Origin of the sequence: Aureimonas sp. N4, from assembly GCF_001463925.1 — a bacterium.
GTDB lineage: Bacteria > Pseudomonadota > Alphaproteobacteria > Rhizobiales > Rhizobiaceae > Aureimonas > Aureimonas ureilytica_A.
On record NZ_BBWS01000017.1, the window covers coordinates 12,474 to 35,760 of the forward strand.

Sequence of the window (23,287 nt, forward strand, 5' to 3'; positions counted from 1 at the left end):
CTTCCACAGGCAAGGGCATCGCACTATCGGGGGCCGGAGGCGAGTCTCCTCGCCTTTAGCCGTCCGCTTTACTTCGCCTCGGCGCTCTTCACCGCGCCCGGCGCGGTGCGCGTATCGACGGCCACCGTCACCGAGAGGCCGGGGCGCAGAAGGCTCGCCTGCTCATCGGCGCGGTCGATCTCGATGCGCACGGGAACGCGCTGCACGATCTTGGTGAAGTTGCCCGTCGCGTTGTCCGCCGGTAGCAGCGAGAAGACCGAACCGGAGGCGGGCGAAAGGGAGACGACCTTGCCTTCGACCTCGACGCCCGGCATGGCGTCGACTTCGATGCGCACCTTTTCGCCGAGCGCGATCTGGTGGAGCTGCGTTTCCTTGAAATTCGCGTCCACATAGACCTGATCGAGCGGGACGATGGCCGCCAGACGACGCCCCGGCGACACGAGATCGCCCGGCTGGGCCGAGAGATTGCCGACGACGCCGTCATAGGGTGCGCGGATCGTCGTGAAGGACAGATCGCGCTCGGCCTGATCATGGGCCACCTGAAGGCTCGGCAATGCCGCCTCGGCCTCGGTGATCTGCGCGTCGAACACCGCGACATTGGCCTTGGCGGCCGACAGCGAAGCGTCCGCGCCGGCAAGCTTGGCGTCGGCCTGCGCCTTGGCCGAGCGAGCCTGATCGAGCGGGGCCTGGGCCGAGGTGCCGGAACGCACCAGATCGCTGGCGCGGCGCAGGTCGAGATCGGACTGATTGACCGCCGCGATGGCTGCTTCGCGATTGGCTTCGGCTTCGGCCACCTGCTGCACGGCGGCGGCCTGCTGCGCCTTGATGCGGGTGATCGTGGCGTTCTGCGCGGCGATCTTGGCATCGGTGGAGCGCAGCGCCAGCGCGTAGTCCCCGCCATCGATCACGATGATTGGGTCGCCCGCCTTCACGCTTTGATTCTCGGTGACGGGAACGGACTGGATATAACCGGTGACCTTGGGCGAGAGGATCGCCATGTCGGCGCCGACATAGGCGTCGTCGGTTGTCACCATGAAGCGTCCGTTCATCCACCATTGATGGCCGTACCAAGCGCCGCCGCCGATCGCGCCCAGAAGCAGCGCGCCGAAGATGAGCTTCTTCAGGCCGCCCTTCTTCTTGGGCTGCGCGGCGGCAGGCTTGGCCTCGGCCGCCTGCGCGGGCGCGGCGTCATTCTTGCGGCCGACGATTTCCAGCTTGGGAGCGTCGGTGCGGGCCGGCCGGTCGGTCGGGGCGCGTTCCGTCGCGTCGGGCGCGTCAGTGGCGGACTTGGTCATCTTTGAAACCCCAATCGAACCGAACCGTTCGGTTCGACGTTGACATAACCGTGATCCATAGGCATTTCAAGCTGGCAGGCGGGTTGCTTTTCAAAATAATCCGTCACGCTTAAAATACCGCGAAGGACCGCTCTCATGAGCCTCGCCGCTTCTCCGTCGACCCATCAGGCCGATGGCCGCTGCCCCGCCGGCGAAGATCCCGCCAAGCGGCGGCAGATCCTAGAAGGCGCGCGCCGCGCCTTCGTGCGCATGGGCTTCGACGCGGCCTCGATGAACGATGTCACGCGCGAATCGGGCGTGTCGAAATCGACGCTCTACGTTTATTTCCGCTCCAAGGAGGAGCTTTTCGCCGCCTTGATCGATCAGGAGCGCGACCGCTATTTCTCGGAAGTCGAGGCGCTCTTGGTGGAAACCGAGCATCCGGCCGACACGCTGACGCGCTTCGGCACGCGGCTCGCCGAGATCGTCCTGTGCGCGGAGGCCATGCACGCCAAGCGCACGGTGATCGCCGTCGCCAGCCGAATGCCCCAGCTCGGGCGCGATTTCTACCGTCACGGCCCGCAGCGCGGCCATGCCTTGCTGACCGCCTATCTCGACCGCGCCTGCGAGGCTGGAACTCTGCGGATCGAGGACACCGCCATGGCGGCCGCGCAATTTATCGAGCTCGCCACCGCCGGTCTTCTGCGCCGGCGCTTCTTCGACGACCAAGCGCCCGACCCGACGCCGGACGAAATCCGGCAGGTGGTCGCCTCCGGCGTCCGGCTGTTCATGGCCGGCTACGGCGTGGAGGCTTGAGGATGGCGGGTCGGCGCAAACGCATCAAGACCAAGGTGATCGGCCTCGCCTTCCAGGACGGGCGCCTTCTGGCCTTTGAGGTGACGGACGATCTGGGGCGTCTGCGCGGCGTGCGACCGCTCGGCGGCTCCATCGAATATGGCGAAACGCGCGAGGACGCACTCGCGCGCGAGTTCCGAGAGGAACTCGATACCCGCATCGAGATTACCGGGGACTGGACGGTCTTCGAAAGTCTCTACGAGAAGGATGGCGAGACCCGCCACGAATTCCTGTTTGCCGCGCCGATCCGGCTTCTCGACTGCGATATCCCGACCGATGGCGGCGTCATCTATCCCGAGGGGGACGGGACGCTCTGCACCGCCCGCTGGTTCGAAATCGAGGCTTTGGCGCGCGGCGAGCCCAGGCTCTTTCCGGGCGCGCTCCTGCCGTTTCTGATGAACCACCCCTTCGGCTGAGCGTCAGCCGTTCAACGCGAAATTCGCGATCTCGGCCTGGATGTCATCCATGCCGAAGCCCTTTTCCGACGAGGTGGAAATGATCGTCGGATAGGCCGCGGGGCGCTTGCGGATCAGTTCGCGCGTCGCCGCCTCGAGCTTGGGCAGGGCTAGCGCGGAAATCTTGTCGGCCTTGGTCAGGACGATCTGATAGGAAACGGCCGCCTTGTCGAGCAGCGACATGACTTCGAGATCGTTCTTCTTGATGCCATGGCGCGAGTCGATCAGCACGAAGACACGCTTCAGCGTCGCACGCCCGCGCAGATAATCGAACACGAGCTTGGTCCAGGCATCGACCTGTTCCTTGGGCGCCTTCGCATAGCCGTAGCCGGGCATATCCACGATGGCGATGGGCGGCAGGTCCGCCCCCTCCCCCGAGTAGCCGTCCGGCACGAAATAGTTGAGTTCCTGCGTGCGGCCCGGCGTGTTGGACGTGCGCGCCAAGCCCTTCTGGCCGACGATGCCGTTGATCAGCGACGACTTGCCGACATTGGAACGCCCGGCGAAGGCGACCTCGGGCGGGCCTTCGGGCGGCAGGAACTTCATGGCCGGCACGCCGCGGATGAAGACCCAGGGGCGTGCGAAGAACAGACGCTGGTCTTCGTTCGGTTGAGGGGTGTCGCTTGCGTGTGTCTCGCTCATTCGGCTCGCTCCAGGGCGTCGATGTCGGCGCCGCGAATGGCTGCCAGATGTTTCGTGATGCGCTCGACCGGCCAGTTCCACCAGGCGACGCGCAGAAGGCGCTCCACGAGTTCAGACTCGAAGCGACGGCGGCGCTCCACCGCCGGATTTCCCGCGACGATGGCATAGGGCGCGACATCGCGCGTCACCACGCTGAAGGCGCCGATGATCGCGCCGTCGCCGATCGTGACGCCCGGCATGATCACCGCTTCCGCGCCGATCCAGACATCATTGCCGATCACCGTGTCGCCGCGCAGGCCGGCGGTGATGGTGGCGACGTCGAAGCCCTCCTCCCATCCGTTCCCGAAGATGTTGAACGGATAGGTGGAGAAGCCGGTCATGGCGTGGTTCGCGCCGTTCATGATGAAGCGCGCGCCGGTGGCGATGGCGCAGAAGCGCCCGATGCGCAGCTTGTCGCCCAGAAAATCGTAATGGTGCAGCACGTTGCGCGAGGCAAAGAGCAGCGCGTTCTCGGGGTCGTCGTAATAGGTGTAGTCGCCGATCTCGATCTTGGGATCGCTGACGACGTTTTTCAGGAACACCATTCGCTGGTGCGCGGGCGCGGGATGGATCGCCAGGGGGTCGGGACCGGACAGCATGGGTCCTGCCTATCATAGCGGCAGGCACCCGGTCCAATCCGCCTCGTGAAAAAGCCGCCGGCGTGGCCGGCGGCTTGCTTGCTCTTCTTGTCTCGCGCTGGAGACGTCAGGCTTTTTTCTTGCGGAACATGCCGGAGAGATTGTCCCAGAGTTCGATCTTCGCGCCGTGGCGCTTCATGATGATCGACTGCTGGGTGATCGAAAGCGTGTTGTTCCAGGTCCAGTAGATCACGAGGCCGGCCGGGAAGGAGGCCATCATGAAGGTGAAGATCACCGGCATCCAGGTGAACACCATCTGCTGGGCCGGGTCCGGCGGCGTCGGGTTCAGGCGCATCTGAATGAACATCGTGATGCCCATCAGCATCGGCCAGACGCCGACCATGAGAAGATGCGGCAGCGTGATCGGGATCAGGCCGAACAGGTTGAAGAGGCTCGTCGGATCGGGCGCGGCGAGATCGTGGATCCAGCCGAAGAAGGGCGCGTGCCGCATCTCGATCGTGATGTAGAGCACCTTGTAGAGCGCGAAGAACACGGGGATCTGGACCAGAACCGGCCAGCAACCTGCCGCCGGGTTGATCTTCTCCTCCTTGTAGATGCGCATCATCTCCTGCTGCTGCTTGGCGCGGTCGTCGGCATACTTCTCGCGCAGCTCGGTGAGCTTGGGCTGCACGGTCTTCATCTTGGCCATCGACTTGTAGCTCTTCGACGCCAGCGGGAAGAAGAAGAGTTTGAGAATGACGGTGATGAGGAGGATCGCGACGCCGAAATTGCCCGTCAGCGTGTAGAGATGGTCGATCGCCCAGAACATGGGCTTGGTGATGAAGTAGAACCAGCCCCAGTCGATCAACTGGCCGAACTGGCGAATGCCGAGATCGTGCTCGTAGCCGTTGATGACGTCCACGACCTTGGCACCCGCGAAGACACGCGACGAAGTGCTGACCGTCGCGCCCGGCTCGATCGTCACCGGCTGTTCGAGATAGTCGGACTGGTAGTAGGAACGGCCGTCGGCCGAATAGCGGAAATGGGGCTGGAAGGTGCCGTCGTTCTGCGGCGGAATCAGCGCCGTCGCCCAGTATTTGTCGGTGATGCCGAGCCAGCCGTTCGAAGCGGAGGGCGGATTGGTCTCCTTCTCCTCTTCGATATTGTGGTACTTCACCTCGTGCAGGCCATCGTCGCCGAAGACACCGAGCAGCCCTTCGAACAGGACATAGGCGGAGGCGACCTCGGGCTTGGAGAAGCGCACGACGCGGCCATAGGACGAGACCGCGACCGGCGCGCCGCTCGTGTTCGCCACCCGATCCTCGATGGTGAACATGAACTTGTCGTCCACCGAGATGGTGCGCGTGAAGGTGAGGCCTTGGCCGTTGGTCGCCGTCAGCGTGACCGGCGTTGCGGGCGTCAGCGTCTGGCCGGGCGTGGCCGTCCACAGGGTCTGCGGCCCGGGCAGCGCGCCGACGTTCTGGCCGGTATAGCCGAGCTCGGCGAAATAGGCGTCCTTGCCGATCGTCTCGGGCGACAGGAGCACGATGGTCGGAGAGGAATCGCTGACCGTCTCGTGATAGCCCTTGAGGCGCAGATCATCGAGCCGCGCGCCCTGAAGGTTGATCGAGCCCGAAACGGAGGGCGTGTCGATCGGAATGCGGGGATTGGCCGCGAGCGCCGTGTCGCGCGTCTGGCCTGTCACCTCGGGCGATTGCGAGGTGGGCACCACGCTTTCGCGCCCGGCGGGTGAGACGGCAGGGTCCTGCGCCGTTCCGGCCGGAGTCGTCGGCGTCTGGAGCGTCGCCTGCTGCGACTGCTCCAATTGACGCTGCGCCTCCGAGCGCGGACTGATGACGAAGAACTGCCACCCGATCAATACGGCGATCGAAAGCGCCATGGCGATCAGGAAATTGCGGCTGTTTTCCATTATTCACTTCCCGAAGGGGGCTTTTGCGACGTCCGCTCCGCTGCCTTGACCTTCGAGACACGTCGCGACAATTCGCCGGTCAGCGTTTCGAAAGGCAGCGAGAGAAGATCGCGGCGGGCGACGATCACATAATCGAAGCCCGTCGCCATGTCAGCCCCGCAACGGGTTCGGATCGCCTCGCGCAGGCGGCGGCGGATCCGGTTGCGCTCGACGGCATTGCCGACCTTGCGCGTCACGGTCAGGCCGTAGCGCGGCGGCGCGCCATCGGCCCGGTCCAGAGCTTCGATCAAAAAGAAAGGGCCGTTCAATCGACGGCCCTTGCGCACCGCTAGAAATTCGGCGCGCGTCTTCAAACGGCTGGCGATGGGACTATCCCTCGCGGGCCTGATCGGCCGCTTAGGCCGAAAGGCGCTTGCGGCCGCGGGCGCGGCGCGCCGCGATCACATTGCGTCCGCCGACGGTCGCCATACGGGCACGGAAGCCGTGGCGACGCTTGCGGACGAGCTTGGAGGGTTGGTAAGTGCGCTTCATCGTCAATATCCCGCGCCGTGCGGGCCTCTGGCAACGTCAATGGTTCAAGATCTGTCGAACGCGCAAGATGGCCGGCAAAGGCAAACCTTCGCGGCTCAGCATTCGGTCTTCGGCCGGCCTTGTGCGGCAGATGGGGCGCAAAGTCAATCCGCAGCCGGGCTCTCGCCGCCGCTTTAACGTTCAACGTTAGCGAGACTCGCCGACAGTTCGGTGACGATCCGGCGCGAAATCCCTGGGGATCATCAATTCCGCACGGTTTCGTGACATTCGCGCCCGGCCATTCTAAACCGAAGGTAAGAATAGCGTCAGCGATGGCGCAAGACGAAGGCAGCTCAAGCGGATCATGATCGATCGCGTCGATAAAGCGGATATGGCGCCTTTGGAGCGCCCGCGCTGGCGCCATCGCCTGTCGGTGCGCCTGTTCGCTGTCACCGCCCTCGCCGTGATGGCGGCGGAAGTTCTGATCTTCGTGCCCTCCATCGCGCGCTTCCGGCAGGAATGGCTGGAGGCGAAGCTCGAAACCGTCTCGGTCGCCTCGCTCGTCGCGCAATTCGGTGATGCGGGCCTTCTCCTGACGCCGGAACAAGAAGCCGACCTCCTTGAAGCGCTCGACGCGCGGCTCGTCGCGATCAGGCGGCCGGGCGAGACGAAGCTTCTTGCGCGCGCCAGCGATCTCGGCCCGGTCAGCCGCACGGTCGATCTCCGCGAGGAAGACGCCTCGTCCTCGATCGGCATGAGCTTCGAAGCCTTGGTGTCGGGCGGCAACCGCCTCATTCGCCTGATCGGCCCGATCGGCGACGGCAGCATGTCCGGCGAAATCGTGATCAACGAGCGCCCGCTGCATCACGCGATGCTGGTTTATTCGCGCAACATCTTCCTTCTCTCGCTCTCCATCGCGAGTTTCGTGGGCGCGCTGGTGTTCGGCGCATTGAACTATTCGCTGTTGCGGCCCATCCGGCGCATGGTAGCCGCCATGCAGCGCTTCGGGCGAATGCCCGAAGACCCAGAGCGCGTCATCCGCCCCGGCGCGCGGGAGGACGAGATCGGCATTGCCGAAACGGAACTGGCCGCCATGCAGGCCACGCTCGCGCGCACGCTGCGCGAACAACGCCATCTCGCCGATCTCGGCCTCGCCGTCTCCAAGATCAATCACGATCTGCGCAATATTCTCGCCTCCGCGCAGCTGATTTCCGATCGCCTCTCGACCCTGCCCGACGCGCAGGTCCAGCGATTCGCCCCTGCCCTCATCCGCTCGCTGGATCGCGCCCTCGACTACACGCAGTCGGTTCTGGCCTATGGTCGCGCCTCGGAAAGCCAGCCCAAGCGCCGGCGCGTTCACTTGCGCCTTCTGGTCGGCGAGGTTCTGGACAGCCAGAGCGCGGCGCCCGAGCGCCCGGTGGATCTCGTCAACGGGGTACCGGACGATCTGGAACTCGACCTCGACCCCGAGCAGTTCTTCCGCGTTCTGTCCAATCTCGTGCGCAATGCCATCCAGTCGATCGACAGCGACGAGGCGGAAGCCGTGGTGCGCCGCGTCACCGTCTCAGCCACGGCCCTTCCCGATGGTGATCGCATCGTCGTCGAGGACACGGGGCCGGGGGTGAGCGCGCGGGCGCGCGAAAACCTGTTCCAGGCGTTTCGTGGATCGACCCGCGCCGGCGGCACGGGGCTTGGCCTCGCCATCGCGGCCGAGATCGTCCAGGCGCATGGGGGCACGATCCGTCTCTCGGACGACGCGACCGCTGGCGCGCGATTCGAGATCGACCTGCCCCGCAGCTCCGCCTGACGGATCTCGATCCTCCTTGTCTTTCAGACACTTGCAGAGATTTTTCGCAATCTTCCGACAATGCGCTTGCAATCCGCCGAGGTGCGGGGTACCAAGCGCTCACGAACGGCCGAGGCCAACGCCTCCCCGCTTCATCGGCGCCCGTAGCTCAGCTGGATAGAGCACCAGACTACGAATCTGGGGGTCAGAGGTTCGAATCCTTTCGGGCGCGCCATTTCCATAACATCATCAGATCGACCGACATTGGGTCGTGGCAAGACGTGCCCAGTCGGGCGTAGTCCATACATCTCACCCTTCGCCTTTGCCTTCCTGTTCCCGTGTGCTTGCAAGGAGACGCAGCAGGTTTTGCGACGGCGTTTCGCCCCTTCGGCATCGGTCGGTCAGGCGGCATGAGACAGGGAGCCTCAAAGCCAGTATGTCTCCACCCGCGTGGTTCGTCTGATGACTTCCATTGAAGACGGGCGCGGCACTCGCTCTCTTGTCCGAATCGCCTTTTCCTTCTTGCATTCGATCAGCGTCGAATGTATCAAGCGCTCACGAACGGCAGAGGCCAACGCCTCCCCGCTTCATCGGCGCCCGTAGCTCAGCTGGATAGAGCACCAGACTACGAATCTGGGGGTCAGAGGTTCGAATCCTTTCGGGCGCGCCATTTCAAAAACAGCTACAAACCAAGCCGTCGACCGCCTTGATACATCGGTGCAGCTCGATGTTGGTTCGCCGATGAGAGCCCTCGCCGCTTTCCCTCAAGCGGATGACATTGGCTTTGCTTTGCGCAAGTCCCACTCATCGGATGGAGCTTAAGCTCGTCGATCCCGACGGGATACGTCCACCACTTTGCTCCAGCGCCCCCAAGCCTGTTGTCACGGCACAAGGGCCATACCTCCGCTTTGCCAACTCGCGACGCTTGGTGGCGCGCGCTGTGGCCGCGATAGGCAAGGCCCGGCCGATCGGGACGAGATGGCGCCTGTGCTCCAACCCCTCCTCCCTCTTGGTCGGGGCCGAAGCACCATGGCCCCCATCGCAGCCGGCTCTTCTCTCCTCAACCCATCGCGCAAGTATCGTCCTCCCAAAGGGGGCGTGAAAGTCTCAGCCCAAGCGATCGGTATCCGGCACGCCTGACGGACAATCCGCTCATAAAAGAGCCCGCCCCGCGCGGGTGTGGCGCGGGGCGGACCAATGACCGGATGGATCCTCTGTCCGATCAGGAGCTGAGGCGCTCGAAACCGACCGTGCCGTCTTCCGGGCCGAGATCGATGGCCACACCGCCGCGCGCGGCACTTGCGAGGCTGGGGCGGGCTGCGGGCGTCTCGCGCTCGGGAGCCGGCTTCACGGCGCGCGCCGGCGCGACGGGGCGAGCAGGAGGGGTCGGACGGCTCTTGGCGAACTGATCGACCTTTACTTGCAACGCCCGAACGGTGGGTGCGGGGGCGGCCGCAAAGGCCTGCGGACGGGGGGCCGACGCGGGTGCCGCCTGTTCGCCCAGTTGGAAGAAGCTGACGCGATCGGTCAACCGCGCGGCCTCGGCCGACAATTGCTCGGCCGTGGCGGACATTTCGGTGGCGGCCGCCGCGTTCTGCTGCGTGACCTGGTCGAGCTGATGAACGGCCGCAGCGCTTTGTTGGGCGATCTCATCGAGCTGACGCACCGCCTCAGCATTCTGCTGTGCCACCTCGTCAAGTTCCTGCACGGACTGGCTGGTCTGCTGCGTGACCTGGTCGAGTTGCTGGATCGCTTGGTTGATCTGCTCGGCACCGGCATTCTGCTCGCGGCAGGCGGCCGAAATCTCGCTCACCAGCTCGGCTGTGCGCTCGATATCGGGGACGAGCTGCTGCAACATGCGGCCCGCCTCCTCCGAGATGGTGAGGGTCGAGGCGGCGAGCTCGCTGATCTCGGAGGCCGCGCCTTGGCTGCGTTCGGCGAGCTTGCGCACCTCGGAGGCGACCACCGCGAAGCCCTTGCCGTGGGTGCCGGCACGCGCCGCTTCGATCGCCGCATTGAGGGCCAGTAGGTCGGTCTGGCGCGCGATCTCCTGAACGATGCGGATCTTGCCGGCGATGGTGCGCATCGCTTCGAGGGAGCTGATCACGGCCTCGCCGCTGCGCTTGGTGTTCTGCGACGCCTGAGCCGCGATCTTTTCCGTGGTGGTGGCGTTTTCGGCGGTCTGGCGAATATTGGCCGACATTTCCTCCATGGCGGCGGAAGCCTGCTCGGTGGCCGCCGCCTGCGCGACCGCACCCCGGCTGAGACGTTCGGTGGCCGTGGCCTGTTCGTTGAGGCCGCGCGAGAGCTGCTGCGCGGAGGTCGCCTGTTCTGCCGTTCCCTGGCCGAGCTGCTCGGTGGAGGCGGATTGTTCGTTGGCCGCCTGGCTCAGTTGCTCGGACGTGGTGGCCGAGAGCTGAGCGCCGGCCGCGACCTGCTGGGCCGAGGTGATCACATCGTGAATCGTGGCTCGCAGCGTGTCGCGCATGGCGTTCATCGCACGCAGGAGATCGGCCACCTCGTCGCGTCCGCGCACCTCGGCGGATTGTGTGAGATCACCTTGGCTGATCGCCTCGGCCAGAGCCACGGCGCGCTGCAACGGCGCGCTGGTGGCCCGTACCAGCACGATGCCGGCCGCGACCAGCGCCAGGATCATGCCGAGAAGACCGCCGCCGATCGCCCATTCGATCATGCGCTCAGCCGCCGCCGCGCGCGCCTGACGCTCCGCCATAAGGGTCTGTTCGGTGGCGATCATCTGGCCCGTGACGGCGCGCAACTCGTCCATGTCCCGCTTGCCGGCGGCGGTGATCTCGAGGTCCCAAGCCTGCTGACGCGTTTCGGGGCGTGCCATGAAGGCGATCGCGGGTTCGGCGACTTCACGTGTCCAGCGATCGGCCAAGCGGCTTACCTGCGCCAGACGCGACTGCTGCAACGGATTGTCTGCCGTCAGCTCGGTGGCTTTGTCCATGGCCTCCGAGAAGATGCGCCCGCCCGCATTGTAGGGCTCCAGATTGGCCTGCGCGCCGGTGATCAGGAACCCGCGCATCGCGGTTTCGCGATCCACCATGCCTTCCACGAGATGGCTGACCTCCGTGATGACATCATGCGTATGATCGTTCCAATACATTGTCTCGGACAAGGTGTTCTTGCCGACATAGATGAAACCAACCGCCGCGATGGTGGTCGCCGCGACAACACTGAAGAGAAGAGCGATCTTCGCCTTCATGCGAAGGTCGGACATATTGAGCATTCGGCGACCCCTTTTGGTCGAAGCATGAAATCGAAATGGCAGATCGGGTCGGCCAAGCGCCGCCGTGGCGGCGCAAAGCGGGTCCGCAGGATCGTGCCGCCGCCGTCGCGCCGTCACGGGATGGGTGAGCGCCGGACCCGCCGCGTTGAAAACGCGAATACGGTCGGCCAAAGGACATGAATCAAACTCGGCCCATCTCTCCTGAGCTCGGAATGGAAAGACCGATTTAGTAATGTCGCAATAAGAATAACTGCAAGAACAACGTCATACTAGAAGCACGGACGATTCGAGTCAGCCAGTCTTCCTGCAACAGCGACGGAATGTCGCCGCATGTCCGGGACGATGCACGATCAAGACGAACAGGCCTTTAACTTCTCAGGAGGTCGCAACGATTTCAGTCGCGACTGCAGATTGGCCTTAACGCTTTACTTCCGATCGAACTGCTTGCGCAGGGTGAATTTGGAAAAGACCTTTGGCGTGTGTCGGAAGCGGTCACTGAGGCAGGGTGAGGCCGAGCGCCTGAACGATGGCCGGGTCGAGCTGGCGTGTCGTGTCGTCCATCACGCCCATGCCGTCGAACAGGTTCCAGAAGGCCCAGGGGAAGCCCCGCGCTTCGGCGCTTTCGCGCACGTCCCTTATATAGCGCGCGCGGTCCGGCGCACCGGATGCGGTGTAGCGGGCGTCGGTGCGCAGGGCGCCGAACTCGCCCATCAGCACGCGGCCGGCGGGGATACGATGCCGGCGCGCCCAGTCGGCGGCCTGATCGAGGTAATGATCGATGAAGGATCGGCCCGGATCGGCGTCGAAATACTGCTGGAGCAGCCGAACCGTTTCCTTGTAGGCGGCGTCCGCTTCCGCTTTCGGGCGCTCGCGATCCTCGGCCATGCGCGCGCGCACCGCCTGCAGCGTCCTGTCCAGCGTGCCTTCGCGCGCGGGCCATGGCACGGCGTTGAGCGCGCGATAGACCGGCTCGCGCATCCAGGGCGCGCCCTGATGGCTGAACAGATAGGGCTCGTAGAAATGGAAGGTAAAGAGAACGGGCCCTTGCTCCAGAAGCGGCGCGGGGTCCAGCGCCTCCAGCCCCCGGATCATGCTGCCGCAAGCGCCCGTCGCCACGAGCGTGAGATTGGGCGCAGCCTGCCGGGCGGTTTCGAACAGGCGCTGCTGCATCGCCGGCCACGTGATGGCATCGCAGGCTTGGGGCGGTTCGTTGATCGGTTCGAGGGCGACACACGCTTGATCGAACCCGGCCAGCAGCTTCGCCACCTCGCCCGCGAAGGTGACATAGGCGGCAAAACCCGGCGCATCGGGCCCTGACACCAGCCGCTCCTGGTTCCAGTAATGCGTGGCCCCGTTCACCTGAAGATTGACGACGAGCTTCAGACCGCAATCGAGCGTCAGCGCCACAGCCTCCGAGAGCGTACCCAGAAGCGCGCGGCGACGATCCGGCGCGGCAGCCAGAAAGGGGCCTGGGTCGACCGGCAGCCGGATGAAATCCAGACCAGCCTGCCGCAGACGCTGAAGATCGTCCCGCGTCGGCACCGGACGCTGGGTCTGGAAGGGTGGCTCGCCGTAATCGGTGCGGGGCGCTGGATATTCGCGCGTCAGCGAGAACCAGGGAAAGGCGTTGACGCCGCGCGCAAGCGTGATGGGCATCGCCTCCAATACGCCAGCATTCTCCGCGCGCGCCGAGCCGCCTGCCAGCAGGATGCTGGATGCAGCCAGCCCGCCACCCAGAAAGCACCGCCGCGTCAGCCCCGTGTTCATCGCTCGGCGTCCTTTGGTTACGTCATCGCGCCCACGGCCTGAGGGCCGGCGGGATGGCCGGTATAGGCGATGAATTCCTGCTCATAGGCGGACAGGATATCGTCCAGACGAAACGCGGCCGCCGCGCGAGCGCGGGCGGCGGCCTGGGCGCGCTCCACCAGAGCGTCGTCCGCCAGCACGCGTTCGATGGCGGCTTCGCAGCTATCGGGATCGGTGAAATAGGTGCCCGCCGCGCCCGCCGTCCAGCGGTTGAACGCATTGTCATGGCAGAGACAGGCATTTCCGGCGGCGAGCGATTCCACGAGAGATGGGTTGGTGCCGCCGACCGTGTGCCCGTGAACATAGGCCCGCGCGTGATAGCGCAGCGCCGCGACGGCCGCTCCGTCATAGATGGCGCCGGGAAAGACGACCTCGCCGCTCGCCGCATCCCGCAGGCGATCATGATAGGGCTGGCCGCGCTGCAAGGTGCCGAGCACCACGAGCGTGGCGCCGCGCGGCCGGCGAGAGAAGGCCTCGACGATCGTGTGGATATTGTTGTCGGGCTCGATGCGCGCGATCGAGACGAGATAGCGGCCGGGCTCTAGGCCGAGATCGCGCACCGGCCCTTCCGGCTGCGGCGGCACCTCGTTCGCGCCATAGGCGATGGTGGCGATATGCCGGCGCGGGCGCCGCGTCGCAAGATGGTCGGCGATGGCGGGATGATCGGCGATCAGGCGATGCGAGGACCAGGCCGCGATCCATTCATTGACCCAGAACCAAGCCTTGATGGCCGGCCCCCATTTGGCCCGACGCCATTCCATGCCGTCCATATTGGTGAGCACTGTCTTGCCCTTGAGGCGGAGCCAGGGAAGGAAGAGGCCGCTATTGTAGCCGAGCACGAGGCAGAGCCCCGGCTCGGCGCCGGCATGTTGGACGGACTTCCAGTCGAATTCGAGTGTGGATTTCGGTCCCGACGAGGCGATCTGGATATGCACCAGCTCGACGCCGCGCCATGTCGAGAAGCTCAGCGGCTGCGTCACTTCGGCGACATCGTGCTGGCAATAGACCACCACGCGCCAGCCCTTCGCCACCAGAAACAGCGACAATTGCTCGGCGAAGGTTTCGAACCCGCCATGGGCCGCTGGTACGCCGCGTGTCCCCAGAATGCGCAGGATGGGCTTCGTCTCGTCCGGCATGGGTCCGCTTTCTGGAGGCAGGAATGGGCTGGGCTCGCGAGAGCCCCGGCGAGGATCGGAAGGAAGCGGGCCACGCCCGACATGTCGTTGCGTCATGTCTGCGCGTGCGGCCGGCGCACCGCAAGCCCCGGCCTGTTGTGCGTCCTCATCGCGCGGGCGCATGGCGCAGGGCCAGCAGCGAGCGGCGAACCAGGCGGTTGCGCGTGCGCCTGATCTTCCAGACCAGCCCCTCCCCGACGCTGACGCGGCGCGCATACCAGCTGACGCGCATCCCGACCCGATCGGTCTTGATCTTCACCGGATCGCGGTAATAGGCCGAGATCTTGTCCAGCCCCATGCCGGGCGTCGCCAGCCAGCCCGGGATATGGACGTTGCAGAGGCGCTCCACATCCGTCATCACGCGGCTGATGCCGACGCCTGGCACGGGGCAGGTGGTGCAGAAGGCGTCGCCCACCAGAACCAGCCCCGGCTGTTCGTAATCCTCGCTGACGCTGAGATCGACGGGGCGCACGGAGACCGGGCCGGCAACGTCGAAACCACCGCAGACCGGTGCGATTTCCGGCATCAGCTCGCGCAGCACCGCCTGCGGCTCGGCGCGGAACCGCTTCACGAACGGATCGGTCATCTCGCGATAGGTGAAGAAGTTGGCCCGCATCGTGTCGCCGATCGGGAAGAAGGTCAGATAGGCGTAACGATCCTCGAAGCGCTTGCTGTAATAGTTCAGCGTGCCGAAGCCGTAATCACGCGCCGACCCGGCCAGATCGAAGCCGAAGGCCAGCGAGTGTGCGCGAGAGGTGACGGTTCGCTTGACGCCCGCCATGCGCCGGATGGCCTCGCCGAGCCCGGTCGAGACGACGACCAGTCTCGCATCGACCCTCGTGCCATCGGCCAGAATGAGCTGCCTGACATCGTCGTCCAACCGCTGGATCTCGGTGACCTTGCCGGTGATGCGCAGCAGGTCGTCCGGTACGGCATGGCGCAGCGCGTTGACGAGCGTGGCGTAGGAAAAGCCGTATTCGGGAATGTCCTTGCGCGCGTAGAGCCGGCCCAGCCGATAGGTGTGATTGTCGAGCATCGGCGTCAGCGCGGATTTGGCGATCTGATCGAGACCCAGCTTCTCGAACAGCGCCAGATGCACGAGGCCCATCTTCTCGGCCCGGAATTCCTCGCCATGCTCGGCATGGGCGTCGATCAGCGCCACCTTGTAGCCCAAGGCATGGAGGCGCAGCGCGCAGGCCGTGCCGGCCAAACCGGCACCGACGATGGCGATATCTACCGACACGCCTGCCCCGTCCGGGCCTGAACGATCGAGGGAAGAAGGCGTGGGCTGAGACGACATGGGCTTCAAGCCTCGTTGGACAATCCAGGTCAGGACCAGCGCGGCGCCGTCCCGGACCCGTCGATAAACTCAAAAGAACCAGCGCGGTTCAGGCTATGCAAGCGTCGGCCGGGCCAGAGCGGGCCGGGCGTGAGAAGCGTTTCCACGCTCTGCTCGAAGCCATCCGCGTCGAGGCGCAGAACCTTGGCGAGCCCCATGGCCGCGCCATAACCCCGCCGGCAATCCTGCACCGGCCGCCACAGCGCGCCGTCGCGCCAGACCATGCGTCCGGCGGGCCGGGCCGAGGCGATGTCGATCAGCACGGGGTTCCGGGGATGGGCCGTCCAGGGACCGCGAAAATCGGGAGCGGACCAGAGATGCAGCGCGTCCGAAAAGGCCCCGCCGCCGTCGCGCACCGTGGCGAAGAGCCAGAACAACCCGTCCTTCTCCACCAGCGTCGCGTCGCTGGCCGACAGGCCGCTCACCAGCACGGATTCGCGCACCCAGCCGCCCGGAAAGGCTGTCGCGCGGAACAGCTCGATCGTGCCGCGCTGGTTGGTTTCGGGGATCATCCACATCTCGCCTTCGCGCTCGAAGACGAAGGGATAGGACAGGTGGCAATCCTGTTCCATGACGGGAACCGGTGCTCCAACAGGCCCGTTAGGGCCGAAGCGCACGGCCGAGATCAGCCCCTTGCCAAGAGAATGGACGTAATCCTCGACGAAGAGCGTGACCGCCCCGTCCGCCTCGATCGGAAAGGGGTCGGCATAGAAGCGCTTGCCGTCGTCCTTGAGATCGATCCAGCCCGAGGCCGGATGGGCCTTCAGGTCGAACAGATCGCCGCCTTCGCAGCGCCGCCAGCCGACGCGCCAATGGGGCGTGCGGTAGCACAGGCGATAGATGCGCCGGAGCACCGCGCCGACGCTGGCGCGCAGCGCGCGCTCAGGCAGCGGCCGCCCGGCGCCGATGGCGGCGCGCGGTGCCTCGCCCGGTAGAACCGGCAGCGCGCCCGGCCCGCCCGTTTGGACGCAGGCGGTGATCAGGGTGATCGCGCGGGCGAGAACGTCCTCGAACGTGGCGAGCGCGACGCCGGGATATTCCGTCCCGAGCCGGCCTTGCGCAATCGCGCGCCCGTCTTCCACGATCTCGGCCAGGATCGGCTCGTTGGCGAGAATCGCGGCGAGCAGCCCGCCCTCCCCCGCCCCGCCGTTGAAGGCCAGACGCCAAATCCGGGCGGCGTCCGGCTGCGCGTCACCCGACAGGTCGATGGCGATATCGGCCGGTGTCGCGCCCTTGCGCGAGATAGCAGCCAAGGCAGAGGGCGCGATCGGCGCGGACAAGCGCCGAGGCGGCAGGCCGTGCAGCACGGATTCGAGCTGGAACAGCGCATGGGTTCCGGCGGGCACGTGCGATGGCCCGTGCGACAAGGCCAGTTCGACGGAGCAACCGGGAAGCGCGGCAAGACGCTCCAGCAGCAACTCGTGCCACTGGCGAAGGTCCGCCTCGTTCACATGCAGGACGATCCGCAAGCGGCGCCACTCCTCACCGTTCGAAGTCATCGAGAGCAAGCGGCTATCGAGGCATCAGCCTCCGATCCGCTCACTCCCTTGTGATTTATCAGTGACGCTAACGGAAGCAGGTTAAAGATCACCCATGCACGGTATTCTTTCTGCCATCAGCTTCTGAGAGCCCAGCATATCGAAGGGCTTGGCCATTCCACCAACTATCGCAGACGCCGATGATCTCGCTCAGTGCCTGATGACGGGACGGGGCTGAAGTGGGGAAACCATCGATCGGTCCCGCTCTCCTGTTCGGTAAAGGCAGAGAAGTATCACCGCGAATTTCGACATGAGCGTCGTTTTCGAGGCCAAGCTCTCCGAACCGTTGATCAGGATCAGCCAGGCGATCATCGGCAGCCAGCTTCCCGCCCGGCCCCGCGCCAGCTCGCGCATGAAGAGGGCGAAGCCGACGAACATCAGAGCCATGAAGAAGGCGCCCTGATAGAGCATCATGCGGATGATCGGATTCTCGATGCCCCATTCAAGGCCCGAAATGCGCCGAAGGCTTTCCAGAAGTTCGACATCGGGGCCGATCAGAAGATCGGGCAACGAAAAATGCTGGAACAGGCCGAACATCTCGACGCGTGCATTGGCGCTGCCGCCGTCCGACACGAAGCGGCCGAGCAGATCGTCGAAGAAGCCGCCCGAGATCAGAACGGCCAGCGCCACCGGCACCAGACAGAGCCCCAGGAGAATCAGCGCCGCCGCCATCAGATGAATGCGCCGACGCTGGACCATCCCGAAGCTATGCCAGAGCCCGTAGGAGAGGCCGAGCGCCAGAGCCGTGACGATGGCGGTGCGTCCGCCAAAGGCCACCATGGCGGCCAGTTGCAGAAGGATAAGGCCGAGGCGAACCGGGGTGGACATCTGCCGCGCGCCGCTCATCAGCGCCAGCACGTAGCAGGCCGTCAGCGTCGCGTTGACCAGCGGGTGACCTTGAAGGGCGGCGGATCGCAGATCGGTCGGAAAGGTCTCGCCGTCGAATCGATAGGGAAAGATCAGGATCTTGGTGGCGAATTCGAACAGCGCCATCAGTCCGTTCACGGTCATCACGCCGTGAAGCAGCATCTCCATCTGTCGGCGCAGGCGCTCGTCCATGTCCGCCAGAAGCAGGCCCAAGAGGCCGGCGGCAAGGAACGTGTCCACCAGCCCGGCCATGTTCGGGCGCTGGCGCAGAATCACCGAGACGAGCGCGCCCAGCGAGATCAGCACCAGAAGCAGCGAGGCGGGCCGCAACCGCCCGACATGGGCGAGATAGCCGAACGGATTGCCGAAGACGCAGGCGCGCCAGCCGAGCACGCCCAGCGTCAGATAGGTGGCCGGGTGCAGCTTGGTGAGCGCGCTGCCCATCAGTCCGTCGTAATTATAGCCGGCATACCAGAGGACGCCGCCCGACAGGGTGAACAGCGCCAGGACGATGGCGAGAATGCCCCAACGCGAGAGTTGGTCGAGGCGCGGCGCGCTGGCCTCGCGCGCGTGCGCCCCGAGCCCTGCGCGCGGCAGGCCGGCGGAGGGCACTCCGCGCACCGACATGTCAGCGCCCCGCGCCGATCACGAGCGCGCCGGAGAGATCGCGGCCCATGACGCCGGCAGCCGTCGCCTGCGCCCGGATCGCCTCCAGCGGGGTCGAGCGCAGGCGGGCGACCACCAGAATGTCCTCGGCCGTGGCGACCAGCGCGGAGGCGCGCAGATTGGTCGTGAGATCGCCGGCGTCGACCACCACGATGTCGAAACTGTCGGCCGCGTCCATCCAGAGCCGCTCGGTGAAGCGCAGCGCATCCCGCTCCTTCAGAACGGCCCGATCGCCGCCGATCGCCATGAAGCGGACCTGATCGTCGTAGCAATCCTGCACGGCGTTCGACAGGCGGCTTTCGCCCGACAGAACATCGATCAGCCCGGCCGGCCCCTGAGCGCGGCTGTGCATCAGATCGGCGTCGATCAGCAGCACCCGCTCCCCGCGCGAGGCCGCTGTGGCGGCCAGCTCGCTCGCCACGCGCCCGCGCGCCCGCGCATCCGCCTCGGCCGAGCAAAGCAGCACCACGGAAACCGGCGAGCGCCGCTCCCGGCGGCTGGTGGAAAGACGCCGCAGCACCAGCCCCAGAAGGCCGGACAGATTGCGCGCGCGGCGCCCGGAGCGGACAGGCTGGCGACCCCGCAGGATCGAGCCCGGCAGAACGGCCAGAACCGGCGCGCCGGCGGCCTGGCGCACCTGACGCTCCGACAGGGCGGTCGGCGAGGCGTATTCCACCAGCAGCGCCAGCGCCGCGCCTAGGCCAAGCCCGCCGAAGAAGCCGGCCACCGCCAGAAGCGGCGTCGGCGGCCCCTTCTTGTCGATCGGCACGATGGCCCGGCTGATCACGCGCGCATTGGTGCTGTCGATATTGGACTGCTCGCGCACCTCCTGGCTGCGCTTGAGGTAATTGGCATAGACCTCGCGCACGGCATCACGGTCCCGCTCCAGCTCGCGCAGGCGAACCTGCACCTGATCGGTGGCGCGCGTCTGGCTTTCCAATGTCGCCTGACGGGTCTTCAACTCGTCTTCCGCCGCCTTGGCCCAATTGTAGTCGGCCGTGGCGGATTGGGCGATGCGGGCCAGCTCGGTGCGGATCTGGCGCTCGATGCCGACCTTCTGCGCTTGGGCGGCCTGGAGCGTCGGGTGGCGCGCGCCGAGCTGGAGTGTCATTTCGGAAATGCGCTGGTCGAGCGCGGCTTCGCGGTCGCGCAGGCTGGAGATCACCGTGGAGCGCATCACTTCGCCCGTGGCGTCGGGCGTGCGGCCCGAGGCGATGATCGACTGGATCTGGTCCACCCGCGCCTTCTGATAGGCGGTCACGTTGCGCGCATTGGCCAGCTGCGTATTGATATCGGCCAGCGCCTGATCGGACACGAGCACGCCGCCGGCGCTGATCAGATTGTTGTCGTTGCGGTATTTTTCCACCGCGTCCTCGGCCGCCTGCACGGCGGCCCGCTGCTCGGCAAGGCGCGCCGTCAGCGCTCCGGCCGCCTCGCGGGAGGCGTCGGCGCGGGCATCGCTCTGATCGGCGAGATAGGAATCGGCGATGATATTGGCGAGGCGTGCGGCCTCTGCCGGCTCTTGCGCCGTCACCGTCACGTCGATCACCAGAACCTTGTCGGCGCGTTTGACCGACAGATTGCGGCGCAGCTGGTCGAGCGTGCGAGCTTTGGCCTCGTCCTGCGTGCGCTCCGTGTCCAGAGGCTGCCCCATCAACCGGGCCTTCAAGCGGGACAGGAAACTCACCCGGTTGAAATGAGGGTCGGCGGTGAGATTCGCCGTTTCGATGGCGCGCAGGAGCACGGAATTCGACTGCACCACCGCGACCTGGCTTTCGACCTGCGTGATGCCGCCATCGGGCGACAGCGTGCTCGGGTTGATGGCGTTGCTGACGATCTGCCGGTCGCGCGGGTCGATCAGAATTTCGGCGGTGGCGCTGTAGAGCGGCGGCGTCACGAGACCGTAGACGAGCGCCAACACGGCCAAAAGCACCGCCGTTCCGAGGATCAGGCCGCGCCGATGGACCAGAATTCCCTTAAGTTCGCCGAGTTCAACCGACGAATCCTCGGCATGGGACGGGCCTTCGACGCCATCATTCGAAAGTTGAGCCCAGCCGCCCATTGCCCACCCACGTCGTTCACACAATCTGCACCGCTCTTGGATTAGATCGGAATGGCTAAATTCTGATTATGATTGTCCTGCGGCTCTATGTTCCGACCTTCCTTTCGGGCATGTGGCGAGGGACCAGCGCCAAGGTGGGCGACCACCGGGCGCAGGGGCGATGGGCCATGCGCATTTCCTGCATTCATCAAGGCTACGAGCTCTACGGGTCGGACCGCAGCTTCATCGAAAGCCTGCGCGCGATCCGCTCCGCCTTTCCCCATGCCGAGATCGAAATCGTGCTCCCGCGCGAAGGGCCGCTCGCCGAGGCGCTGCGCAAGGAAGGCTTCGCCTTTGTGATCGAGCCGCTCTGGGTCCTGCGCCGGCATTCGCTGCCCCAGCTGATCGCGACCGCCGCGATCGACCTGCCCCGCGCGCTCTGGCGCGCCCTGAAGCGACTGCGCGCGGCCGACCTCGTCTATATCAACACCGCCGTGGTCTTCGACCACACGCTGGTCGCCCGCCTGTTCAAGACCAAGACGATCATCCATGTGCACGAAATCCCCGAAGGCGGCGCGCTGAAGATTCTTCGCGCCCTCCTGCGCTGGAGCGGGGCGGAGATCATCTTCAACTCGCAGGCGACCAAGCGCACCTATCCCGGCCTCGCCGGCCAACGGAGCCACGTGATCTATAATGGCGTGGCGCTGGAGGCCGACACGCAGCCGGTCAAGGCCGCCGCCGAAGGCCCTCTGCATCTCCTGATGCTGGGGCGCATCAACCGCATCAAGGGGCAGGAAGTCCTGCTCGACGCGCTCGCCCTCCTGCCGCCGTCGTCACGTGCGCGCCTGTCGGTGCGCATCGTGGGCAGCGCCTTCGAGACGCGCGCGCCCGAGATCGAGCTGGAGCGGCGCATCGCGGCAGCGGGGCTGGACTCCGTCGTTCGCCTGCTTCCCTTCGTGCCGGACCCGGCCGAGCATTACCGCTGGGCCGACATCGTGGCGGTTCCTTCGCGTTTGCCCGAGTCGCTGGGGCGCGTGGCGATCGAGGCGCAGGCCTATGGCCGCCCGCCCATCGTCTCCGATATCGGGGGGCTCGGTGAAACGGTGGAGGATGGGCGCACCGGCTGGGTCGTGCCGCCGGGCGATCCGGCCGCGCTCGCCGCGCGGATCGAGGCGATCCTCACCGACCCCTCCCCTCTCCCCGCCTTCGCTGAGGCCGGCCGCACGCGGTTCGAGCGGCTCTTCTCCCAAGCGACGGCGGCCGAGGCGTTGACGGGCGTTCTCAGGGCCAATCTGGCACGCCGGCAGGCGCCGCCCCCTTCCAGGCGGAGCGCGGCATGAGACGCCTCCTCCCGCTGGCGCGGCGCCTCGTGATGATGATCGGCGGCGAGGCGATGCAGAGCGCCTTTCATTTCGCGCTGAACATCCTGCTCCTGCATCGGCTGTCGGCCGAAAGCTACGGGCTGTTCGCGCTCGCCATGGTCATGGGGGGCGTCGCGATCACCTATGTGCGCTCGCTCACCGCCGTTCCCGCCTCGATCTGGATCGGGCGGGAAAGCGGGCGTCACCGCGCCCATGCCTATGATGTGAGCTTCGCGTCGGGGGCTTTCGTCCTGTCGGTCGCGATCAGCCTCGTGACGATTCTCCTGATGCTCGCCTGGGACGCCACCGAGATCGGCTCGGTCGGCATCTTCGTGCTGTTCTGGTCGTTCCGCAGCCATCTGCGCGTCAGCAACTTCGCGCTGGGCCGGCCGGGCCTCGTGGCGCTGAGCGATCTCGGCTTCACGGCTTTCAGCGTTCTCGCCACGGGTTTCGTGGTCTGGCGCGGGGGCGACCTTCTGCACGAGACCTTTCTGGCGCTCGCCGTGACCAACGCGCTCGGCGTCGCCATCATGCTCTTGGGAATGCGCCGGCCGATCCGCTTCACGCTGCGCGCCAGTATGCGCCGGCGCTGGCTCGGCCTCTGGCGCTCCGTGCGCTGGTCGGCGCTGAGCGCGACCACGGTGACGCTTCAAGGCCAAGCTATGGCGCTTCTGGTGGCAAGCTTCGCCGGCCCCGCCGCCTATGCGCCGATCGCGGCCGTGCTCGTCTTCTTCACGCCGCTGCGCATCGTGGCGGGCGCGATCGCCAATATGGTGCAGCCCGAAATCGCGCGTCTCGTCGGGCGGGACGATGCCGCTGTCTGGCGGCTGATGGGCTTGTGGACGCTGGGGCTCGGGCTGGTCGGCCTTGCCTATGGCGGGCTGGTTCTGGCGGTTCTGCCCTTCGTGAAATCCGACGTTCTCGCCCATGCCGACGGCTGGCTGATCGGGCTGTTTTCCTGGGCGATCTACTTCACCACCATGCTCTACGTCATGCCGCGCATCACGCTGGAATCACTGGGTGATTTCGGCACGGTCGCGCTGACGACCGGCATCGCGGCCGCTTTCGGCATGGCCTTGATCGTGGTGCTGCTTCTGCTGGCTCCGCCGGACTGGGTGCTGGCGGGCGCGGCCGCGTCCGAGATTCTAGTGGCCGTTCTCTCCTGGACCGCCGTC

The 23,287-nt window shown here is 65.9% G+C and carries 18 protein-coding genes and 2 tRNA genes; 7 read left to right on the forward strand and 13 right to left on the reverse strand.

What is annotated here, in order from left to right; translation table 11 throughout:
- Window positions 1–68: 68 nt before the first annotated feature.
- Entirely contained in the window at window positions 69–1,295 is a 1,227-nt protein-coding gene (locus tag AUL28_RS05995) for an HlyD family secretion protein (protein WP_058600047.1), read from the reverse strand.
- 135 nt (window positions 1,296–1,430) lie between these two features.
- Between AUL28_RS05995 and AUL28_RS06000 the strand changes: the two genes are divergently transcribed.
- The gene (locus AUL28_RS06000; RefSeq protein WP_062217688.1) at window positions 1,431–2,090 is read left to right on the forward strand and encodes a TetR/AcrR family transcriptional regulator; all 660 of its coding nucleotides are present in this window, start codon (window positions 1,431–1,433) and stop codon (window positions 2,088–2,090) included.
- 2 nt (window positions 2,091–2,092) lie between these two features.
- The gene (locus tag AUL28_RS06005) at window positions 2,093–2,545 is read left to right on the forward strand and encodes an NUDIX domain-containing protein (RefSeq protein WP_062231002.1); all 453 of its coding nucleotides are present in this window, start codon (window positions 2,093–2,095) and stop codon (window positions 2,543–2,545) included.
- A 3-nt stretch (window positions 2,546–2,548) separates the two neighbouring features.
- Here the strand turns inward: AUL28_RS06005 and yihA are convergent, their stop codons facing one another.
- From yihA to rpmH, 5 genes are all read right to left on the reverse strand, one after another.
- Complete coding sequence (gene yihA, locus AUL28_RS06010; RefSeq protein ID WP_058600044.1) at window positions 2,549–3,226, reverse strand: ribosome biogenesis GTP-binding protein YihA/YsxC; 678 nt, start codon at window positions 3,224–3,226, stop codon at window positions 2,549–2,551.
- On the reverse strand, window positions 3,223–3,864 hold the full coding sequence (locus tag AUL28_RS06015) for a CatB-related O-acetyltransferase (RefSeq protein ID WP_156419902.1): 642 nt from the start codon (window positions 3,862–3,864) through the stop codon (window positions 3,223–3,225). The genes yihA and AUL28_RS06015 overlap by 4 nt, the downstream gene beginning before the upstream one ends.
- Window positions 3,865–3,970: 106 nt before the next feature.
- Window positions 3,971–5,773, reverse strand: a complete 1,803-nt coding sequence (gene yidC / locus AUL28_RS06020) for a membrane protein insertase YidC (protein WP_062231003.1) — start codon at window positions 5,771–5,773, stop codon at window positions 3,971–3,973.
- On the reverse strand, window positions 5,773–6,126 hold the full coding sequence (gene rnpA, locus AUL28_RS06025; protein WP_153003714.1) for a ribonuclease P protein component: 354 nt from the start codon (window positions 6,124–6,126) through the stop codon (window positions 5,773–5,775). Before rnpA ends, yidC begins: the two co-directional genes overlap by 1 nt.
- A 43-nt stretch (window positions 6,127–6,169) precedes the next feature.
- Window positions 6,170–6,304 (reverse strand): 50S ribosomal protein L34, encoded by a 135-nt coding sequence (rpmH, locus tag AUL28_RS06030; RefSeq protein ID WP_058600041.1) that lies wholly within the window; start codon window positions 6,302–6,304, stop codon window positions 6,170–6,172.
- A 343-nt stretch (window positions 6,305–6,647) separates the two neighbouring features.
- Here rpmH and AUL28_RS06040 point away from each other — a divergent pair, with 343 nt between their 5' ends.
- The 3 genes from AUL28_RS06040 to AUL28_RS06050 all read left to right on the forward strand — a co-directional run bounded on the left by AUL28_RS06040 (window position 6,648) and on the right by AUL28_RS06050 (window position 8,739).
- On the forward strand, window positions 6,648–8,090 hold the full coding sequence (locus AUL28_RS06040) for a sensor histidine kinase (protein WP_062231004.1): 1,443 nt from the start codon (window positions 6,648–6,650) through the stop codon (window positions 8,088–8,090).
- Window positions 8,091–8,227: 137 nt separating this feature from the next.
- Window positions 8,228–8,304, forward strand: a tRNA-Arg gene (locus AUL28_RS06045).
- A gap of 358 nt (window positions 8,305–8,662) precedes the next feature.
- Window positions 8,663–8,739, forward strand: a tRNA-Arg gene (locus AUL28_RS06050).
- Window positions 8,740–9,291: 552 nt separating this feature from the next.
- Here the strand turns inward: AUL28_RS06050 and AUL28_RS06055 are convergent.
- The 7 genes from AUL28_RS06055 to AUL28_RS06085 all read right to left on the reverse strand — a co-directional run bounded on the left by AUL28_RS06055 (window position 9,292) and on the right by AUL28_RS06085 (window position 20,772).
- Window positions 9,292–11,319, reverse strand: a complete 2,028-nt coding sequence (locus AUL28_RS06055; RefSeq protein WP_062231005.1) for a methyl-accepting chemotaxis protein — start codon at window positions 11,317–11,319, stop codon at window positions 9,292–9,294.
- 492 nt (window positions 11,320–11,811) lie between these two features.
- Complete coding sequence (locus tag AUL28_RS06060; protein WP_082640286.1) at window positions 11,812–13,086, reverse strand: glycoside hydrolase family 5 protein; 1,275 nt, start codon at window positions 13,084–13,086, stop codon at window positions 11,812–11,814.
- 17 nt (window positions 13,087–13,103) lie between these two features.
- Window positions 13,104–14,261, reverse strand: coding sequence for a DUF1972 domain-containing protein (locus AUL28_RS06065; protein WP_062231006.1), 1,158 nt, complete (start codon window positions 14,259–14,261; stop codon window positions 13,104–13,106).
- A gap of 145 nt (window positions 14,262–14,406) precedes the next feature.
- Window positions 14,407–15,543 (reverse strand): FAD-dependent oxidoreductase, encoded by a 1,137-nt coding sequence (locus tag AUL28_RS06070; protein WP_062231007.1) that lies wholly within the window; start codon window positions 15,541–15,543, stop codon window positions 14,407–14,409.
- Between the two features lie 86 nt (window positions 15,544–15,629).
- The gene (locus AUL28_RS06075) at window positions 15,630–17,108 is read right to left on the reverse strand and encodes a glucosamine inositolphosphorylceramide transferase family protein (RefSeq protein WP_062231012.1); all 1,479 of its coding nucleotides are present in this window, start codon (window positions 17,106–17,108) and stop codon (window positions 15,630–15,632) included.
- Window positions 17,109–17,327: 219 nt separating this feature from the next.
- The gene (locus AUL28_RS06080; protein WP_192843408.1) at window positions 17,328–18,671 is read right to left on the reverse strand and encodes a VpsF family polysaccharide biosynthesis protein; all 1,344 of its coding nucleotides are present in this window, start codon (window positions 18,669–18,671) and stop codon (window positions 17,328–17,330) included.
- A gap of 1 nt (window position 18,672) precedes the next feature.
- Window positions 18,673–20,772 carry a GumC family protein gene (locus AUL28_RS06085; protein WP_062223408.1) on the reverse strand — a complete coding sequence of 700 codons (2,100 nt, stop codon included), beginning with the start codon at window positions 20,770–20,772 and terminating at the stop codon, window positions 18,673–18,675.
- A 167-nt stretch (window positions 20,773–20,939) separates the two neighbouring features.
- Between AUL28_RS06085 and AUL28_RS06090 the strand changes: the two genes are divergently transcribed.
- Both AUL28_RS06090 and AUL28_RS06095 read left to right on the forward strand, forming a co-directional pair.
- Complete coding sequence (locus AUL28_RS06090) at window positions 20,940–22,091, forward strand: glycosyltransferase family 4 protein (RefSeq protein ID WP_062231013.1); 1,152 nt, start codon at window positions 20,940–20,942, stop codon at window positions 22,089–22,091.
- Window positions 22,088–23,287 (forward strand): hypothetical protein (locus tag AUL28_RS06095; RefSeq protein ID WP_062231008.1); only part of this gene is annotated, 1,200 nt, incomplete at its 3' end. The genes AUL28_RS06090 and AUL28_RS06095, both read left to right, overlap by 4 nt.

Bases quoted from the DNA above. Each gene is read 5' to 3' on its own strand.
- AUL28_RS05995 (WP_058600047.1), bottom strand. From the start codon at position 1,295: ATGACCAAGTCCGCCACTGACGCGCCCGACGCGACGGAACGCGCCCCG.
- AUL28_RS06000 (WP_062217688.1), top strand. From the start codon at position 1,431: ATGAGCCTCGCCGCTTCTCCGTCGACCCATCAGGCCGATGGCCGCTGC.
- AUL28_RS06005 (WP_062231002.1), top strand. From the start codon at position 2,093: ATGGCGGGTCGGCGCAAACGCATCAAGACCAAGGTGATCGGCCTCGCC.
- yihA (WP_058600044.1), bottom strand. From the start codon at position 3,226: ATGAGCGAGACACACGCAAGCGACACCCCTCAACCGAACGAAGACCAG.
- AUL28_RS06015 (WP_156419902.1), bottom strand. From the start codon at position 3,864: ATGCTGTCCGGTCCCGACCCCCTGGCGATCCATCCCGCGCCCGCGCAC.
- yidC (WP_062231003.1), bottom strand. From the start codon at position 5,773: ATGGAAAACAGCCGCAATTTCCTGATCGCCATGGCGCTTTCGATCGCC.
- rpmH (WP_058600041.1), bottom strand. From the start codon at position 6,304: ATGAAGCGCACTTACCAACCCTCCAAGCTCGTCCGCAAGCGTCGCCAC.
- AUL28_RS06040 (WP_062231004.1), top strand. From the start codon at position 6,648: ATGATCGATCGCGTCGATAAAGCGGATATGGCGCCTTTGGAGCGCCCG.
- AUL28_RS06055 (WP_062231005.1), bottom strand. From the start codon at position 11,319: ATGCTCAATATGTCCGACCTTCGCATGAAGGCGAAGATCGCTCTTCTC.
- AUL28_RS06060 (WP_082640286.1), bottom strand. From the start codon at position 13,086: ATGAACACGGGGCTGACGCGGCGGTGCTTTCTGGGTGGCGGGCTGGCT.
- AUL28_RS06065 (WP_062231006.1), bottom strand. From the start codon at position 14,261: ATGCCGGACGAGACGAAGCCCATCCTGCGCATTCTGGGGACACGCGGC.
- AUL28_RS06080 (WP_192843408.1), bottom strand. From the start codon at position 18,671: ATGTCGGTGCGCGGAGTGCCCTCCGCCGGCCTGCCGCGCGCAGGGCTC.
- AUL28_RS06085 (WP_062223408.1), bottom strand. From the start codon at position 20,772: ATGGGCGGCTGGGCTCAACTTTCGAATGATGGCGTCGAAGGCCCGTCC.
- AUL28_RS06090 (WP_062231013.1), top strand. From the start codon at position 20,940: ATGCGCATTTCCTGCATTCATCAAGGCTACGAGCTCTACGGGTCGGAC.